Origin of the sequence: Microcystis sp. M109S1 (assembly GCF_020247025.1) — a bacterium.
Taxonomy (GTDB): Bacteria; Cyanobacteriota; Cyanobacteriia; order Cyanobacteriales; family Microcystaceae; genus Microcystis.
The window spans coordinates 1-16013 of sequence record NZ_JADBRW010000078.1 but is presented as its reverse complement, the minus strand read 5'-3'; the positions used below and the strand labels follow the sequence as shown (position 1 = coordinate 16013).

18 protein-coding genes and 3 pseudogenes are annotated in these 16013 nt (G+C 40.6%); 11 read left to right on the top strand and 10 right to left on the bottom strand.

The window, feature by feature from the left end; genetic code table 11:
• Nucleotides 1-141: pseudogene (locus IM322_RS03935) on the bottom strand (photosystem II q(b) protein); the annotation flags it as partial.
• Nucleotides 142-412: 271 nt separating this feature from the next.
• Between IM322_RS03935 and msrB the strand changes: the two are divergent.
• Nucleotides 413-829: a peptide-methionine (R)-S-oxide reductase MsrB gene (gene msrB, locus IM322_RS03930; RefSeq protein WP_287674638.1), complete on the top strand. Its 417-nt coding sequence runs from the start codon at nt 413-415 to the stop codon at nt 827-829.
• A 52-nt stretch (nt 830-881) separates the two neighbouring features.
• Here the strand turns inward: msrB and IM322_RS03925 are convergent, their stop codons facing one another.
• From IM322_RS03925 to ruvA, 4 genes are all read right to left on the bottom strand, one after another.
• Nucleotides 882-1085, bottom strand: a complete 204-nt coding sequence (locus IM322_RS03925; RefSeq protein ID WP_002739162.1) for a phycobilisome linker polypeptide — start codon at nt 1083-1085, stop codon at nt 882-884.
• A gap of 190 nt (nt 1086-1275) precedes the next feature.
• Nucleotides 1276-1761 (bottom strand): allophycocyanin subunit beta, encoded by a 486-nt coding sequence (gene apcB / locus IM322_RS03920; RefSeq protein WP_024970985.1) that lies wholly within the window; start codon nt 1759-1761, stop codon nt 1276-1278.
• Between the two features lie 79 nt (nt 1762-1840).
• Nucleotides 1841-2326, bottom strand: a complete 486-nt coding sequence (gene apcA, locus IM322_RS03915; protein WP_002744263.1) for an allophycocyanin subunit alpha — start codon at nt 2324-2326, stop codon at nt 1841-1843.
• A 520-nt stretch (nt 2327-2846) separates the two neighbouring features.
• Entirely contained in the window at nt 2847-3476 is a 630-nt protein-coding gene (gene ruvA / locus IM322_RS03910; RefSeq protein ID WP_287674636.1) for a Holliday junction branch migration protein RuvA, read from the bottom strand.
• Between the two features lie 63 nt (nt 3477-3539).
• Here ruvA and IM322_RS03905 point away from each other — a divergent pair, with 63 nt between their 5' ends.
• Nucleotides 3540-4769, top strand: coding sequence for a site-2 protease family protein (locus tag IM322_RS03905; protein WP_287674635.1), 1230 nt, complete (start codon nt 3540-3542; stop codon nt 4767-4769).
• Nucleotides 4770-4991: 222 nt separating this feature from the next.
• Here IM322_RS03905 and IM322_RS03900 read toward each other — a convergent pair whose 3' ends face one another.
• A complete protein-coding gene (locus IM322_RS03900) occupies nt 4992-6140 on the bottom strand; it encodes a substrate-binding domain-containing protein (RefSeq protein WP_287079533.1) in 1149 nt (382 codons plus the stop codon).
• Nucleotides 6141-6360: 220 nt separating this feature from the next.
• On the opposite strand from IM322_RS03900, the gene IM322_RS03895 reads away from it, so the two are divergent.
• Entirely contained in the window at nt 6361-7386 is a 1026-nt protein-coding gene (locus IM322_RS03895) for a cyanophycinase (RefSeq protein WP_287674633.1), read from the top strand.
• A 77-nt stretch (nt 7387-7463) separates the two neighbouring features.
• Nucleotides 7464-8066, top strand: a complete 603-nt coding sequence (locus IM322_RS03890) for a chromophore lyase CpcT/CpeT (protein WP_287674631.1) — start codon at nt 7464-7466, stop codon at nt 8064-8066.
• A 12-nt stretch (nt 8067-8078) separates the two neighbouring features.
• Here IM322_RS03890 and IM322_RS03885 read toward each other — a convergent pair whose 3' ends face one another.
• Nucleotides 8079-8252, bottom strand: coding sequence for a hypothetical protein (locus tag IM322_RS03885; RefSeq protein WP_002791720.1), 174 nt, complete (start codon nt 8250-8252; stop codon nt 8079-8081).
• Between the two features lie 153 nt (nt 8253-8405).
• Between IM322_RS03885 and IM322_RS03880 the strand changes: the two genes are divergently transcribed.
• The 3 genes from IM322_RS03880 to IM322_RS03870 all read left to right on the top strand — a co-directional run bounded on the left by IM322_RS03880 (nt 8406) and on the right by IM322_RS03870 (nt 11206).
• The gene (locus IM322_RS03880; protein WP_287674629.1) at nt 8406-8774 is read left to right on the top strand and encodes a hypothetical protein; all 369 of its coding nucleotides are present in this window, start codon (nt 8406-8408) and stop codon (nt 8772-8774) included.
• A 43-nt stretch (nt 8775-8817) separates the two neighbouring features.
• Nucleotides 8818-10629 (top strand): sodium:solute symporter family protein, encoded by a 1812-nt coding sequence (locus IM322_RS03875; RefSeq protein WP_287674628.1) that lies wholly within the window; start codon nt 8818-8820, stop codon nt 10627-10629.
• 379 nt (nt 10630-11008) lie between these two features.
• On the top strand, nt 11009-11206 hold the full coding sequence (locus IM322_RS03870) for a type II toxin-antitoxin system HicB family antitoxin (RefSeq protein ID WP_287674625.1): 198 nt from the start codon (nt 11009-11011) through the stop codon (nt 11204-11206).
• An 81-nt stretch (nt 11207-11287) separates the two neighbouring features.
• Here IM322_RS03870 and IM322_RS03865 read toward each other — a convergent pair whose 3' ends face one another.
• Nucleotides 11288-12661 (bottom strand): helix-turn-helix domain-containing protein, encoded by a 1374-nt coding sequence (locus IM322_RS03865; protein ID WP_287674623.1) that lies wholly within the window; start codon nt 12659-12661, stop codon nt 11288-11290.
• Between the two features lie 282 nt (nt 12662-12943).
• Between IM322_RS03865 and IM322_RS03860 the strand changes: the two genes are divergently transcribed.
• The 3 genes from IM322_RS03860 to IM322_RS03850 all read left to right on the top strand — a co-directional run bounded on the left by IM322_RS03860 (nt 12944) and on the right by IM322_RS03850 (nt 14346).
• Complete coding sequence (locus IM322_RS03860; RefSeq protein ID WP_287674622.1) at nt 12944-13330, top strand: hypothetical protein; 387 nt, start codon at nt 12944-12946, stop codon at nt 13328-13330.
• 89 nt (nt 13331-13419) lie between these two features.
• On the top strand, nt 13420-13827 hold the full coding sequence (locus IM322_RS03855; protein ID WP_287674621.1) for a hypothetical protein: 408 nt from the start codon (nt 13420-13422) through the stop codon (nt 13825-13827).
• Between the two features lie 84 nt (nt 13828-13911).
• On the top strand, nt 13912-14346 hold the full coding sequence (locus IM322_RS03850) for a hypothetical protein (protein WP_287674619.1): 435 nt from the start codon (nt 13912-13914) through the stop codon (nt 14344-14346).
• A gap of 63 nt (nt 14347-14409) precedes the next feature.
• Here the strand turns inward: IM322_RS03850 and IM322_RS23155 are convergent.
• Together IM322_RS23155 and cynS are read right to left on the bottom strand one after the other, a co-directional pair.
• A pseudogene (locus IM322_RS23155) lies at nt 14410-14918 on the bottom strand (Uma2 family endonuclease).
• Nucleotides 14919-15249: 331 nt separating this feature from the next.
• Nucleotides 15250-15687 carry a cyanase gene (gene cynS / locus IM322_RS03835; protein ID WP_287674612.1) on the bottom strand — a complete coding sequence of 146 codons (438 nt, stop codon included), beginning with the start codon at nt 15685-15687 and terminating at the stop codon, nt 15250-15252.
• A 185-nt stretch (nt 15688-15872) separates the two neighbouring features.
• Between cynS and IM322_RS03830 the strand changes: the two are divergent.
• Nucleotides 15873-16013: pseudogene (locus IM322_RS03830) on the top strand (photosystem II q(b) protein); the annotation flags it as partial.

Here is a 16013-nt window from a genome sequence, read left to right as displayed (position 1 = left end):
GCAGGTGGTGGCGGTGAGCAGGGTGGGGATCATGATGACACCGAACCAACCGATGTATAAACGGTTGTTGGTGCTGGTGATCCACTGACAGAACTGCTCCCACAGGGAAGCGCTCTCGCGCTGTTGTAGAGTGGTGGTCATTGGTTTATGATTCCTATTAAGTTATCGAGGTACGATTGATGATGTCTCTATCTTAGAGATTTTGTAACGGTTTGTAAAGGGGTTTCAGAAAAGTATTACTTGTTGAAGATATAAGTTCAGCTTATGCTAAGTTTATAGGGTTTCTTGACCAAGTTTTCCTTTTGGGGAGTCCGTCGTCAGAAGCGGATGCCAAATCAGGTCATACTTCATGTTTATGAAAAAAACCCAGATCTCGAACTCAGGTTAGACTAAAAAGAGAAATTTAATCATAATGGCGGTTGTCATGACTATGGTAGAAAAAGTTCGTAAAACCGAGGCGGAATGGCAGGCCCAGCTAACTCCCGAACAGTTCCAAGTTACTCGCAAAAAGGGAACAGAACGGGCTTTTACGGGTAAATATCACGATAATAAAGAAAAAGGTATTTACAAATGTGTCTGCTGTGGTACGGAGTTATTTACTTCTGACAACAAGTATGATTCGGGTACTGGTTGGCCGAGTTTCTGGACCGCTACTAACGAGGCTAATATTAAGTACGAACGAGATGTTAGTTTTTTCATGGTGCGGACAGAGATTGTTTGTGCCGCCTGTGATGCTCATCTCGGTCACGTTTTTAATGATGGTCCACCCCCGACGGGAAAACGCTATTGTCTCAACTCTGCCGCTTTGCAGTTTGAAAAAAATCCCTAAAGCAAAAAGAGGTCTGGAAAGACCTCTTTTTTTAAGTTCCAGTGGCAGCCAATTACAGTAAACCTGTATTAGTTCCCGGTTTACCAGTAGCTAACTGCACTTTGACAATTTTGCCGCCCATTTTCATGATGCGTTGTTGCTCACGAAACCAATTATCGTAGGGAACGAGTTTGGTGAAATAGGTATTTTGTAATTCCCGTTGTGTCCGAATGCGGCTTTGGCTAGGAACACAAGCGGTGATTTTGAACATCCGCATGGATTGATTTCTCCTAATCGCTGAAAAACTTGTCGCTTAAACTAACGAAGGCTTTTTCCTAAAATAACAAAGGTCGGGAGTCAAGGATCAATACTAGCTCGTCAAAACCTATCTTGGACAGATTCAGCCTTTAAAGACCTAGCACTCATCCTCGGCTTCCCGAACCCTATTTTGTCCGAGTTCGTTACTTCTAGCTTAAGCCAGAGCTAATGTAGTCGAAGTAAATCCCCATTTCTTTACCCGCATCAGCACCAACTAAACTAGCGGTGACTTCTTTCATCGCTTGGATAGCTTGAACGGTGGAGGAGATGGGTACACCTAAAGAGTTGTAGGTTTCTTTCAGTCCGTTGAGAACGCGCTCGTCGAGGATAGAAGGATCTCCAGCTAACATAGCGTAGGTAGCATAACGGAGATAGTAGTCGAGGTCACGGATACAAGCGGCGTAACGACGGGTGGTGTACATATTGCCACCGGGACGGGTTACGTCAGAGTATAACAGGGACTTAGCCACAGCTTCTTTAACGATACCAGCAGCGTTAGCGCTAATGACACTAGCGGCGCGCACGCGCAGTTCACCGGTGGCGAAGTAGCCTTTCAGTTTGCCGAGAGCAGCAGCGTCAAGGTATTTGCCTTGAACGTCAGAAGAGTTGATAACAGAAGTAATTGCGTCTTGCATGGTGGTTCTTCCTTGGGTTTTGCTTAATCTTAAGAGGTTTACGAGGGGTGTGTCTAGAACAATTCACAAAGGAGTTATTCTAGGACATAGAGCCGATCACGTAATCGAAGTAGGAAGAAGCTTCAGAAGCATCGTCAGAAGACATAAGACCGGTAGCAACTTCTTTCATTTCGCGAACGCTTTGAGCTACGGCACCGATGTCGGTTCCTAAAGATTTGTACATTTCACGCACACCGACTAAACCGATTTCTTCAATCGGGGTGACATCACCAGCAACTACTCCGTAGGTGATTAAACGTAGGTAGTAGTCCATGTCACGCAGACAGGTAGCGGTCATTTCTTCGCCGTAAGCGTTGCCACCGGGGGAAACGATGTCAGGACGTTTTTGGAATAAGCGATCGCCAGCTTGTTTGACGATGGTTTCGCGAGCGCCGGTTAGGGTTTCAGCGATGCGTAAACGAGCGGCACCACTGGTAACGAAGGCTTTAATTCTGTCTAGTTCGCCGGGGCTGAGGTAACGAGCTTCAGCATCAGCATTCACGATCGATTTCGTGACGATACTCATTGATGGATTCCTCCCAACTAAGTGAGATTAATAAACTTAATCTGACATTTTATAGCAGTTGTGGTCACTAGGCTCAAGTTATCTCGTTTCCGCCTCAGCGTCTCAAGACTTCCCTAGCTAGAGCGACCTAACGCAACTATTTTGCGGCATCTGGTTCACCTTCTCACTATTTTCGTAATACTTTTTAACATTTGCCCGAAGAAGGAAGCACCAGAGTGGGGAGCGATTTTTCAGTGAGCAGTAAACAGTAATCAGTAATCAGTGAACCTCGATCTAATATTATCTCAAGACTAAAAGTCTTTCTAGTTAAGGAATCTACCCAAATAAAAATGATTTTAATTGCCTCATATTTTTTCAGTGAAATTGAATTAGCAACGATAGATATACATTTCAGCCATCGAACTACTTGGTTAGTACATAGACCAAAAGCAAGCTGTGATTGGGTTATAATTTTTGGAGATGTCTAGTGAACTGAAAACTCGCATCTGATCACTGATCACTGAAAAGGCTGTCTCCTGGTTTACCCTAGCCAATTAATGGCTCCTTTAATCCAGTCTTCTGGCTGAGTATTTTTACTAAATAAAGCATCTTGACTGAGGACTGCGATAGCTCGATCGATCTCCTCCCGGCTGTATCCTAAAGCTAAAAGGGTCATCTGCACATCTTCAAGGATTTCCGCTGCCGGTAGTATTGCCGTGGTTGTCGTCGTCGCTTCTCTTAGTTGTCGCCATGCTGCCAATTTAGTTTTTAACTCTAAAGCGATTCTCTCTGCTGTTTTTAAGCCGACTCCGGGGGTTTTGCTCAAAATTTTGGTATTTCCTGTCACTATCGCCACCACAAGTTCCTCAATCCCCAAGGTATCGATTAAAGCTAGGGCTAATTGCGCTCCAACTCCATTGACGGAAAGCAGTTGACGAAACAGATCTCGCTCTGGGGCGGTGCCGAAACCGTACAATAAAGGCTGCTCCTCGCGAAGGAGTAGGTGAGTAAAAATCTGACAACTATCATTGTTATCGTTGCCGATGTCTAGGGCTAATCGCGAGGGAATTTGGATTTCGTAACCGATCTGGTTTACGTCTAAAATCAAGATCAGTCGGTTATTAGGGGTTTTGAGCACCTCGATCGCTTGTCCCCGTAAATAATTAATCATTGATTTAATTCTCCTACGAAAATAACCGAACCACAGGGATGACGGTTTTTACTCCCTGAAGGAATGCCGGGGAGATTTTCATTTTTGTTACAATTGTTAACAGAAGTGAATGGCGTAATTGATAACCTAATCTTCTTGGCGTTAGTCCCCAATAATTGGAGAAGATACAAAATGAATGGCAACATTAGAGTCGGGAATCTCTTTGGAATTCCCTTTTATATTAATCCTTCTTGGTTCTTCGTTCTGGGGTTAATTACCTTAACCTATGGGAGAGATTTAAGTCAGTTTCCCCAGTTAACGGGAATCATGCCCTGGCTATTAGGATTTTTTGCCGCTATTCTCCTATTTGCCTCCGTGGTTGCCCACGAATTAGGTCATAGTTTTGTTGCCATCGCCCAAGGTATTGAAGTCAAATCAATTACCCTCTTTTTATTCGGTGGGTTGGCAACTCTCGGCAGAGAATCGAAAACTCCTCTAGAAGCTTTTCTAGTAGCAATTGCTGGCCCTTTAGTTAGTTTACTGCTCTTCGGTATCTTCCTAATTATTGGTTCCAATATTAGTTTAAGCGCGCCCCTGGCGGCGATTCTTTCTCTCCTGGCCTATATCAACCTCGCCCTAGGGTTATTTAACCTGATCCCCGGTTTACCTTTAGATGGTGGTAATATCCTTAAAGCCATCGTCTGGCAAGTAACGGGTAATCCCAATAAAGGGGTTTTATTCGCTAGTCGTTTCGGTCAATTTTTTGGTTGGTTAGCGATTGTCATCGGTGCGCTATCAATTCTCGGAATCAGTCAATTTGGCAGTTTTTGGACGCTATTAATTGGCATTTTCCTCCTACAAAATGCCGGCTTTTCCGCTCAATCAGCTAAGGTTCAAGATTTCTTAAGTCGCTACACCGCTAAAGATGTTATCTCTCCTAATAGTCCTGTAGTGCCGATTAATTTAACCCTGCGCGAGTTTGCTAATAATTATGTTATCGGTAAACAACAATGGTCTAAATTCTTAGTTACCGATAGCGAAGGTAAACTATTAGGAGTGATTAATGTAGAGGATCTGAAAACGATTCCTACTTCCCAATGGACAGAGGTAAATATCGGCCGGTTATTACAAACTAGCGAAAGTCTCAAACTGGTTTTGTCTAATACTTCCCTCCTAGATGTGGTGAAAATTTTGGAAGGAGAAAATTTATCTCAAGTGACAGTGGTAGAAGAAAACGGCACGGTTTTGGGATTAATTGAGAAAGCTTCTATCCTTACTTTTCTCGCCCAAGAAACCCAAAGTAAACCCGCTTAATCAGTTATCAGTTATCAGTTATCAGTTAAGTAGGTGGGTGGAATTAAATATAAGATGAACGTAGGTTGGGTTGAAGTATGAAACCCAACGCCCGCATGGGTTACGAAGTGCGCTAACCCATCCTACAAATAATTGTGCCTCCCTACTTATCAGCTAGAATCAGTTAGGTAAATGTAATTTTCACCTCGATATTCTCGCATAATTTTGTCTATTATCTCCTGACTATACTAACTGTCGCATTGCTTGCCACAATTGCTCGTATTCTTGCTCGGTTGCTGGCGATAAAGGGTTTAAAAAATCGCTGTTTTTGATTGCTTCTGGATTGACAAGTAAAGGATTATTTTTAATATCTGGGGGAATTTGGTCGGGATTTTGAGTGAGAATTAGGGGTGATAATCCGGAGGTAAATAAAGAAATTTTAGTGGCGGATTCTGGTTGCCAACAAAAATCAATCCATTGCTCGACAAGAGAATTAGGAGTAGTTAAAACTGGTTTTACCCACACATCTGACCAGAGAGAAGTCCCAGATTTGGGGACAACAACTTTAATTTTATTATAGCGATCACTCACTGGTAAAATATCATTAGACCAACCCACAGATAGCCAGACATCACCGAGTATCAGGGGTTGTAAATAATGTTGAGAACTATAAAATCTTACCTGTTTTTGTAAAGCAAATAGCTGGTCTTTTAGTGCCGTCACTTGCTTTAAATCACTAGAATTATAAGAATAACCCAATTTTTTTAGTGTTAAACCGATGACTTCGCGACGATTATCAATTAGGGCAATTTTACCGGTTAATTCCGGTCGCCATAGATCGGACCAATCTTGTGGCCGCCAGTCAAATTGAGCGAATTTTTCCTCATTATAGGCAATTACTGTCATTCCCCAACGGTAGGGCGCACCCCAGACTTTACCCTCTGTTTGCGGTTGTCCTTGGGCATTGCGAGTCATGTTTTCTTGCCAACGGGGGGGCAGTTTTGACCAATTAGAAAGTTGAGAAGTATCTAGGGGTTGAATTAAGCCGTTGGTAATCGCTTTTCCTAGCCAAGCATCCCCTAGGGTGACTAAATTACCCAGCGCTGGGTTTTGTTCCCTAAAAGGGATAGGAATCGAAAATTGTGAGGCTGGTTGCTCCTGATTTTTTAACCATTTTTCCAACAATTTTAATAGCTCTTTCAGCTGCCTTTCCGACTGAAAATTTACTTTTTTTTCGGCAATAGTTTTCCGAAAATCTGTTAGTAATCGCGGCGGAATCGAACCAGATAGGAGAAAAATGCTCGGATCGCCGCTTCCAGAAGCGCAGCCACTTAAACCCCCCGCTAAGGCGATTGTACCTAATCCTTGCAAAAAAGAACGTCTGTTTAACATATCGCCCGCCGATTTTCAACTTCAACAGTAATAATTGCCAGTTTCTAGCCTTAAATTATTATAGAACGATTTTTAACAGAATGTAAACTAGGGAGTTTTGCCGCTACCGATTTCAGCTATAGATCAGCTTTGTTGTTAACTTTTATGGTAGAAAACTCTGATTTTGTCCTAGTTAAAGCTAGGATAGAAAGAGTAAGCTAAGGAGCGAGGGTATAAGACTATGTTAGACAATAATGACCAAGATTTTCTTTATTCTTGTCGTTGTGGACAAGCCAATTTTCAGTCGGTAAAACATCAATCGGGTATTTTATTAATCGGGGGAGCGGAAGGAGGTAAATTAGGAGAAGATCAGGCGACAAAATGGTTATTGAATCGAGCTAAAGGCGGTAATTACTTAGTGTTGCGCTTTGGCAATCTTGGCGGTCAAGCTGATTGGATTTGCGATAATTACCGCTCCCTGATCGGCTCGGCGGCGGAACTATCAATTGATAGTCGTGAAGCGGCGAATCATCCTGATGTTATCGAATATATTCGTAATGCCGATATTCTTTTTTTTGCCGGTGGTGATCAAAATCAGTACGAGGATTTGTGGGAAAGCACAAAGGTGGAAACAGCGATCAATTATCTGATCAATGATAAAAAAGTTCCCGTGGCGGGAACCAGCGCAGGAATGGCTATTCTGGGTGATTTTTACTATGCGCCCACTCACGAAGGGGTACTGAGTTCGGAAATCTTAAATAATCCCTTTCACTTCAACACTAAAGACTTCTATCGGAGTGATTTTATTCGGGTTCCTTTTCTCAAAAAAGTCGTGACAGATACCCATTTGGATCGACTCAATCAAGATCATCCCGAAACAAGATATGGTCGCCTTTTTGGTTTTTTAGCCCGCAATGTACACGATAATCACAATCAACTGCCCGCCTACGCTATCGGTTTAGAAGAAGGTGCTTTTCTGGCGATCGATGATCATGGTATCGCCAAAGTCTACGGCAACGGCACCGATAAGGGACAAGATGCCTATTTTCTGCAAACTAACGGGACTCTACCCGAACAGATGGAGCCGGATCGGCCTTTAATCTGGAATAATAACGGTCAAGCGGTGAAAGTCTATCGCATCGCGGGAACTCCCTCCGGCAGCGGTAAATTTGACCTCAAGGATTGGTCTAGTGCTGCTGGCGGTCGCTGGGAATATTGGTACACTAAAGGGGGAATAGCCGGGTTTAAGCGGGTTCCGGTAGCCTGAAGGTCATTTTTGTCAAAAAAGTGAGTTCTCTGGGTGTTAGGATTAATTTTGAGGCAATAAGGAGAATTTTTTCAGCTATGACCCCTGAATTAATCACTTTCGGTCGGTATCTCGCAGGTGAATTTGAAAATCAACGGCAAGCGCAAGCAGAACCGGTGTGGTACGTTCACCTGCGTTTATGGTTGCGTCCGCTGCCTTTATTTCGGGAAGACAGCATCGCTCTTTTTGCCGAACAGGCGAGTATAATCAATTTAGACCAACCTTACCGACCGCGACTGTGGCGATTAATGCGCTCGGAATCGGGAGGGTTAGAGGTTAGGCATTATATGTTTAATGACCTGAAATCCGTGCAAGGTGCGGGCAAAAATCCCGATATTTTGCGAAAAATTAGCTTAGAAGACCTAACTTTCCTGCCTACTTGCACTTTAGCGGTCAAAGTCCATACTCTCGCTGATAATCAATACCAGTTTATCGCCCAACCGCAACCGGAACAGCGCTGTCAATTCACCTATGAGGGTACAACCTATCAGGTGGCTTTAGGTTTCGAGGTGACGAGTCATAGCCTAAAAACCTACGATAAAGGCCTAGATCCTGGCACCGGTAAGGGAATTTGGGGCGCTCTGCTCGGTCCCTATCAATACGAGAAAAAACGGGATTTTTCGGCAGAATTGGATGTGTGAGGAAGATTGCAATCACATTAGGTCAAAATGACGGCAGATAACACCGCAAAGAGCCGCTAAAGCGGTAATTCCTAAAGCTGTACCGATGTCTTGTCCTTGATTGACGGCAAAAGAAGTGACGATTCCCGCACCTAAACCGGCTGTGATTGCCGCTCCGAGAAAATCTTTATCCGAGTTTTTATACATAGAGATAAGGCCAAATTTCGACAAAATCGTGTTTTTTACCTTATCATCCTCTTTTGAGCAACTAATCACCTGGGGGCAGAATTGCAATTAAGCTTTAGATTTAGCCACGTTTCTTAACATTAAGTCGGGTAAGATAGATAGGGGGTAAAATCGATGAAATTAGCTAAAATCTCTTTTTATGGCTTTTTAGCGCTGATTATCTCCCTTTTGCTAATACTGAGTTTTGTTAATGCCAGCAAAGCACAATCGGATACGGCGGTAAGATCGGAGTTAATTAGTCTCCGCAATCGAGTCGAGCGCCTTGAAAGTCAGATTCGAGGAATATCCACCCGCGGGGAAAATGCCGCTCCGATTCCCCAACGGCGATCGGGAACGGGTATAGTAAATGGGGAAGTAGTCGGGGAAAGTGACCCACTGTTCCAGCGTTTAGCCACTTTAGTAATTGAATTAAAGGAAGATTTAAAAAAGCTAGAGCAACGGGTGCAAGTCTTAGAAAAAGAAACCGTTAGCCAGAAATCGTAGTCAATTGATGCTATAAAGATCGAAAGTTAAATTGATCTCAACTATGCAGTTAATTGATTATGTAATTATCCTGCTTTATCTGGCAGCAACCCTAATAATCGGGATTGTAGCCGAGAAAAAAGCTTCTCAAGGTCTAGAATCCTACTTTTTAGGTAATCGTAATTTGCCCTGGTGGATGTTGGGGGTGTCGGGAATGGCAGCTAACACCGATTTAGCGGGAACTATGGTCATTTCTGCCCTAATTTACGCCGTCGGCCCCAAAGGACTATTTATCGAAATTCGCGGCGGTGTTGTCCTAATTATGGCCTTTCTCATGGCTTTTATGGGCAAATGGAATCGTCGCGCCCAAGTTATGACCATGGCGGAATGGATGCAATTTCGCTTTGGAACTGGAAAACAGGGGAATTTTGCCCGAATTATTAGCGCCGTCGCCACTCTCTTATTCTCTATCGGTGCGATGAGTTATTTCTCCGTTGCGGGGGGGAAATTTTTAGGGCAGTTTCTGGGCATGGATGATCGTCTTGCTTCGGTGATATTAATTCTTCTAACCTTGATTTATACGGTGGCCAGTGGTTTTTATGGTGGGGTAATTACCGATTTATTTCAAGGATTTCTGATTTTTGTGGCGGTAATTTATGTATCGACAGTGGCTTTTTTTACTGTTAATCTTCCTGATACTTTTACCGTAGCAATTCCGGGGGCAGCGGAGCCAAAAACTTGGAATTTAACCGACTGGGCTAGTATTTTTCCCTCTCTGACTTTGGATTTACCCGGAGATTATGCCATCTTTAATTTGTTTGGTGGGGTGATTTTCTTTTATTTAGTTAAAACCATCATCGAAGGTTGCAGCGGCAGCGGTGGTTATATGTTACAACGATACCTAGCCGCCAAAAGCGATCGAGATGCCGGTTTATTATCTTTATTCTGGATTATTCTGCTTTCTTTCCGTTGGCCTTTAGTCACAGCTTTTGCGGTTTTAGGTATTCACTACGGTTTAACCGAAGGCACGATTACAGATCCAGAAAGAATTCTCGCCACGGTGATTACTCAATACATTCCTGTGGGGATGAAAGGGTTATTAATTGCTTCTTTTTTGGCGGCAGCTATGTCCACTTTTAACGCGGTTATTAACGCTAGTGCTGCCTATTGGGTCAAAGATATCTATCAAGCTTTTTTGAAACCGAATGCGGGAGAACAGGAGTTAGTTTTTCAAGGTCGTTTGGCCTCGGTTTTTGTGGTCGTAATTGGCTTAGTTTTGAGTTTTAATATCCAAAATGTCAATGATATTTGGGGTTGGTTAACCACGGGATTAGGGGTGGGATTAGCAGTTCCTCTCCTATTGCGTTGGTATTGGTGGCGCTTTAATGGTTATGGTTTTGCCGTGGGAACTTTAGCGGGAATGATTGCGGCTATTGCCTCACAAGCGATAATTTTACCTTTCTTTCGTCACAGTCAATATCAGGAACTTATTCTCTTTCTTGTGCCGAGTTTGTTCGCTTTAGCTGGCTGTATTATCGCTACTTTGTTAACTCCTCCCACCGATAGTTTAGTTATGGAAAATTTCTATAATATTACCCGACCTTTTGGCTTTTGGGGAGAAGTCCGTCAAAGTGTTAAACCTAACCTACAGGCAAAAATTAAAGCGGAAAATCAACGGGATATCATCGCCGCTTTTCTCACTGTTCCTTGGCAATTAGTCCTGTTTATGATGGGGATTGTTTTAATTATCAAGCAGTGGCAAAGTTTGAAGATTTTGGCTTTGGTTTTTCTTTTGCTTTCCATCGGTCTCTATTTTACTTGGTATCGACATTTATCTAAGGAAATTACCGTCACTAAAGACCGAGATTTAGGTTAGGCAGTTATCAGTTATCAGTTATCAGTTTACTGTCTTCCCACTCCCCAATTGATAATTCCCCACACCCTGTCCCCACGAAAAACTTTTTCAGCAGACCCTAATTAGGAGTGATCCCTTGACTTTGGCGGCACCTTGGGTTATGATTCTTTTATAATGGGATGGTTGTGTCTATTATGAAGTGCTTAGATTATCATTATGAATAAAGTCTTTTAAAAATATTATCCCAAAATCTCACGACAAAAGCAAGGAAAATTTCGCCGTCAATTGTTAAGTTTTGTTAAGAAAAATAGCAAGAGCGGCAAGGAATAGAAATCCCTTACCGTTGACTTTGGCCGTACTCACCACTTCTTAATGAAGTGCTATCTAGAAGGAACTTATGATGAAATACAAAATTGTCCTTTATCGTTCTGAAGAAGGAATTACTGTTGGCGTTCCTGCACTCCCTGGTTGTTGGTCTGAGGGAGACACTGAGGAAGAGGCATTAATTAATATACAAGATGCAATTCGTGAGTATCTTGCAGCCTTAGAAGAACGCTGGCAAGATGGGGAAATTCCTGAAATTAAAATGCAGGTGTAACTATTTGACAGTCGTAGAATTTCGTAAACTATTATGATTGCGATAAAATTAGCTAAAATTTCTCTTGCTTTCGACTCATATCTAGATTTGATGATTAATTACATAAGCTTTAAAAACAGGATTTAAACACAATAGAGCGTTCTCATCTTTTGCCACTATTATTCGTCTGATTAGAGATTGAATTGCTTTCAAAGAATCTGTATAATCTAGAGAGGTTTGGTCGATCATTTCTTTAATGGAAATAGGTTGATTGAAATTTGCGAACTCTATTAACATTAGTTTTTCTGATTCTGTTAAAGGTTCTAAAATACTTAATAAAGTCTGCTCTAAAGTTTCTTCGGCAATCGGGTATTTAAGTTCTAAAAAGTCAGCAACCTTACCCAAAAACATCTCTTGAATAAAACTGGCAACTAATTCTAACCAAAGAGGATGACCTTGATAACGTTTAATTAGGGTTTCCCAACTGTCTTCATTTAATAGATTATGATGGCGCAAAATTTCTATTGCATCTTCTTCTAAACCTTCTACGATTAATGTTTTAATGAATTTATTTTTCTGTCCATAAAAAGTCGTATCAATAGGTTTTTCTTGACTCAACAACAGTAAACAGCTTTGATGATTGACTTCAGCAATGCTTTTAAACAATAGTTGATAATCTTGGTAATCTTTTTGATAATTACCTGCTAGTTTTTTAGAGTCAAATAGACTTTGTAAATCATCAAAAATAATCAAACAGCGATGGCTTTTTATTAACTCTAAGAATAAATTTAATTTCTTGTCAAGACTTTGAGAGAGCTTTAATTGAGGATTGATAGAGGGTAAAATTTCACTTAAAAGTTCATCTAATTTTGGACAAAAATACAAACTTCTGCGAATAACATAATTAAAACTATTTTTGATTTTATCAACCAGTTTCAAAGAAAGGGTGGTTTTACCAATTCCTTTTAAACCTAACACAGTAACCAAACGGTATTTCTCCGCAACTATCCAAGTTTCTAGATTATTTAATTCGGCAACTCTCCCATAAAATTGAGTTATTTCAGGAATATGACCTAAATCTAAATAGGTACGATTATTGTCAGGTTGAGATTGGTGGTTATTGCCATTAGACGCAGATAGATTAGAAGTACAGAGATTGACATTATTAAGAGAAACAAAATCTCTACCTGATGAAATATGATTATAGAACTGAGATTTCTTTAAAACTGCTCTAATATTTGATTTAGTAATATCTTCCCCTAAAACTTCTGACAAAATTTTCCATAATTCTGAAGCACTATCTCGAATATGACCTTCACTAAGATGAGATTCTTTGGCAACTTCTGAGTATTTGTAACCTTCTAAGGTCCCTTGCAAGATAGTTTTTTGAAGATAGTCTAGATGTTGATCTGTTTTGGCAAAAACCAACTCATCTAAGAGATTTAACACCGTATTAGATAGATTAGCTTGAAACATGGACTATAGATTAGGTAAGTTTTTTAGTTATTTTAGCTGATATTTCCGATATTTCAGATCAATTGTTTGGCTGTAAGTTCCGACTTTTCCGACTGACTAAACTCAAGACTACGATGTATCCTAAGTAATTAAGCAGTTTCAAGGCTTTATTTAGGCAATCTAAAGAAAATGTGTGATAGTACAGATTTTAGTATATCACAGTCAGGATGCCTAAACTGGCTTTAGGCAATGCAGTCCAGGTCACACGATCAACCATTACACAAATCAAATGAGGAGGAAAAAATGACATCAAGTTCTAAAGAAAATGTCTTAGTTGACAACTGCTTTGGTATTGTAACGAACAAAAGACTTACCTATATGGCGAAAAAAAGCTGGTTTAGTGGTGGACGAAGAGAAGATGTTCCTCTCAAGCAAGTTGTTGCCGTTCGATATGAAATGGATAGGAAAGTTTTTGGGGGACTATTACTTATTGTTTTAGGAATTGTTTTGATAACTGTAGTAGTGGGTATTATTCCCTTGATTGTTGGTATTCTATTGATGTGGGGTTCTCCAACGGTAAACGTGGTTACGGCCGGAGGAACAGCAACTCCTGTCACTGGATGGCCATGGCAAAAATCAGAAGCAGAGGCGTTTGTAAACGCTGTTCACAGTCAATTATTTGGCGAGTAAATCGAGGGACACAAATTGTTGAAATTTACTCAATCTTGCTGATACTTTTATAACTTCGGAAAATTAAAAAGTTAGCTGGAGAATTTTTTATGGATTTGGCAAATGGTTTGCTAATAATGCCTCATTACTTGAGTTGTTTAATTTCATATTTCTTTTTCTTCTATGGTGTATTACTTGCTGTTGTTGGGTTATTTACACGTGAATTAGTTGCCCAAGTCTTTCTAAATTGGCATATACTTATAGGAACAATATTTTTTCAGTTTCTTTTACAGATGTTTTTAAACCAATCATCACAGGAACAACTTCTGATGACTTTGGCCAGAGACATTGCATTATGGGCTTTCGGAATGTTACCAAGTATAGCGCCTACCAGTAATTTTCAAGAGGGTCTTCTCGTTTTTGTAATTTCGGGATTTTTTATGGTCGGAATCCTTGACTCAGAAGTAGTTAAGAGTTGTGGTACTTTCGAGCAATTGCTTGAAATGTTTGGTCGCTAAATAATATAGATTTTTAAGATTTACTCAATCTTGCTGATACTTTCATGACTTTAGAGATTTACAAACTTAGCTGGAGAATTTTTTATGGATTGGGGAAATGCTTTGAGAAATGTTTACGATGGGATCGTAAAAGCTGTCTCTGTTGGGTTTTCATTGATGGCGATTTATTTGGGATTTTGGGGATTTTTTGCACAAGATGCTGGAGCAATATCCCTACTATTTGTAGTAGGTACTAGCTTGACTATTCTAAGTTATGCCATAACACCTGTACTAGGCTTAAGTTTAGATATATCCACGATTTTAACTGATTTATTGCTTGTTATAGTATCATATTTTGTGGCACATCTTTTTTTATCTGGTGCTTCTTCATATTTCGGAGTTCCCTATTCACCATTTCTTGTTAATATAATGTTTTTTGGAGCTATCGTTATGGTTAATCTTCGCCGAATAGCGGAGGTAACTTGTTCACAACAACTTGCACAAGTCTTCAGTTTTTCTATTAATCATTGCCTACGCTAAATTTAAAAAAAATGACGAATATTTATATATTTTAATGATAATAAAAGCTTCAAATTTAAGGGGTTAACTAAAGATTACATTATTATAAATATCTGCTATCTCTACCTCAACCCGCAAATATTTTAAAGTTATTATAGGAAGATTTTTATAAGCTTTTAAAAACCCGCAATCGCCTTCTTTTTGAAACTGTTCAATATAACATTTTTCCTGAGAAATTAATAAATATTCCTGAAAAGTTGGAATGGTTCGATAAGCAGTAAATTTATCTTCTTGATCATAATTAGCAGTAGAAGAAGACAAAACCTCAGTAAAACAGGATTAATTAAAGTATCTGTGCCTCTTTCTTGATAAGTCAGAGGTTCAGACATTACCATAATATCAGGATAAGTGGCCATTCGCCGCTCAGGTATCCATAAACGCTGAACAGTGACAAAAACGGCATAACATTGATTTGTGAGTGCGGTATATAAAGCCACTAATAAATTAGCAATAATGCGATTATTGGTCGGTGTTCCTACTGTCATAGCAATAATTTTTCCATCAACATATTCATGACGAGTTTGTGATTGTATTTCTGGCTCAAAATATACTGTTTACTGTTTACTGATCACTGAAAAGTCTCCCCAAACCTTCACCGCTCAAGGAATTAGAAGTTTCACAGAATAATTAGGAGTGATCCCTTGACTTTGGCGGCGGCTTGGGTTATGATTCTCTTATAATCGGATATTTGTGTTTATTAGCAACTGCTTAGATTACCATTATGAATAAAGTCTTTTAAAAATATTGTCCCAAAATCTGCCGACAAAAGCAAGGAAAATTTTGCCGTCAATTGTTAAGTTTTGTTAAGAAAAATAGCAAGAGCGGCAAGGAATAGAAATCCCTTACCGTTGACTTTGGGGGGACTCACCACTTCTTATAGGGTAAAAACTTACCCGACATGGTAATTTTAACGCGATCGCCTTTAGGGTCTTCCTCCTTATCCACGTCGAGGGTAAAATCGATCGCACTCATAATACCATCGCCGAATTTTTCATGAATCACCGATTTTAGGGGCATTCCATACACCTGCATGATCTCATAGAAACGATAAATCAGGGGGTCAGTGGGGACAACCGGACCCAATCCCTTGACAGGATACTCGGTTAAGGATGCGACGATTTCGGTTCCCAGTCCCAAAGCTGCCACAATTTTCCTTGCTTCTTCTAGGGAGGCGCTCGCTTGCCGGTAAAAAACAGCGGCAATCCACACCTCATCTCGTCCTAGAATCGCTTCTAGGTCAGCGAAACTCAGGCCTTTTTCCTTCTTCGCTTCCAATAGTTTTGCAGTAATTTCGGGTATCATCGCTTATTTTTGCAGAATTTGTCTGCTTCTAGTTTACCTGAACATCAATTATATAAGTAAAAGTTATGACATTGATAAAAAAACATTTCTTAAAACCCCTTTACACAACTATAAAAAGCCGATAGTATTAACTCATGTCAAACAAAGAACCTTGACAACCAAATACATACAGAAATTATCCAACCATGACCACCACTCTACAACAGCGCGAGAGCGCTTCCCTGTGGGAGCAGTTCTGTCAGTGGATCACCAGCACCAACAACCGTTTATACATCGGTTGGTTCGGTGTCATCATGATCCCCACCCTGCTCACCGCCACCACCTGC

Bases quoted from the DNA above. Each gene is read 5' to 3' on its own strand.
- IM322_RS03880 (WP_287674629.1), top strand. From the start codon at position 8,406: ATGAAATTAGCTAAAATCTCTTTTTATGGCTTTTTAGCGCTGATTATC.
- IM322_RS03855 (WP_287674621.1), top strand. From the start codon at position 13,420: ATGGATTTGGCAAATGGTTTGCTAATAATGCCTCATTACTTGAGTTGT.
- apcA (WP_002744263.1), bottom strand. From the start codon at position 2,326: ATGAGTATCGTCACGAAATCGATCGTGAATGCTGATGCTGAAGCTCGT.
- ruvA (WP_287674636.1), bottom strand. From the start codon at position 3,476: ATGATTAATTATTTACGGGGACAAGCGATCGAGGTGCTCAAAACCCCT.
- IM322_RS03895 (WP_287674633.1), top strand. From the start codon at position 6,361: ATGTTAGACAATAATGACCAAGATTTTCTTTATTCTTGTCGTTGTGGA.
- IM322_RS03875 (WP_287674628.1), top strand. From the start codon at position 8,818: ATGCAGTTAATTGATTATGTAATTATCCTGCTTTATCTGGCAGCAACC.
- cynS (WP_287674612.1), bottom strand. From the start codon at position 15,687: ATGATACCCGAAATTACTGCAAAACTATTGGAAGCGAAGAAGGAAAAA.
- IM322_RS03870 (WP_287674625.1), top strand. From the start codon at position 11,009: ATGAAATACAAAATTGTCCTTTATCGTTCTGAAGAAGGAATTACTGTT.
- IM322_RS03925 (WP_002739162.1), bottom strand. From the start codon at position 1,085: ATGCGGATGTTCAAAATCACCGCTTGTGTTCCTAGCCAAAGCCGCATT.
- IM322_RS03850 (WP_287674619.1), top strand. From the start codon at position 13,912: ATGGATTGGGGAAATGCTTTGAGAAATGTTTACGATGGGATCGTAAAA.
- IM322_RS03860 (WP_287674622.1), top strand. From the start codon at position 12,944: ATGACATCAAGTTCTAAAGAAAATGTCTTAGTTGACAACTGCTTTGGT.
- IM322_RS03885 (WP_002791720.1), bottom strand. From the start codon at position 8,252: ATGTATAAAAACTCGGATAAAGATTTTCTCGGAGCGGCAATCACAGCC.
- IM322_RS03900 (WP_287079533.1), bottom strand. From the start codon at position 6,140: ATGTTAAACAGACGTTCTTTTTTGCAAGGATTAGGTACAATCGCCTTA.
- apcB (WP_024970985.1), bottom strand. From the start codon at position 1,761: ATGCAAGACGCAATTACTTCTGTTATCAACTCTTCTGACGTTCAAGGC.
- IM322_RS03890 (WP_287674631.1), top strand. From the start codon at position 7,464: ATGACCCCTGAATTAATCACTTTCGGTCGGTATCTCGCAGGTGAATTT.
- msrB (WP_287674638.1), top strand. From the start codon at position 413: ATGGCGGTTGTCATGACTATGGTAGAAAAAGTTCGTAAAACCGAGGCG.
- IM322_RS03905 (WP_287674635.1), top strand. From the start codon at position 3,540: ATGCCGGGGAGATTTTCATTTTTGTTACAATTGTTAACAGAAGTGAAT.
- IM322_RS03865 (WP_287674623.1), bottom strand. From the start codon at position 12,661: ATGTTTCAAGCTAATCTATCTAATACGGTGTTAAATCTCTTAGATGAG.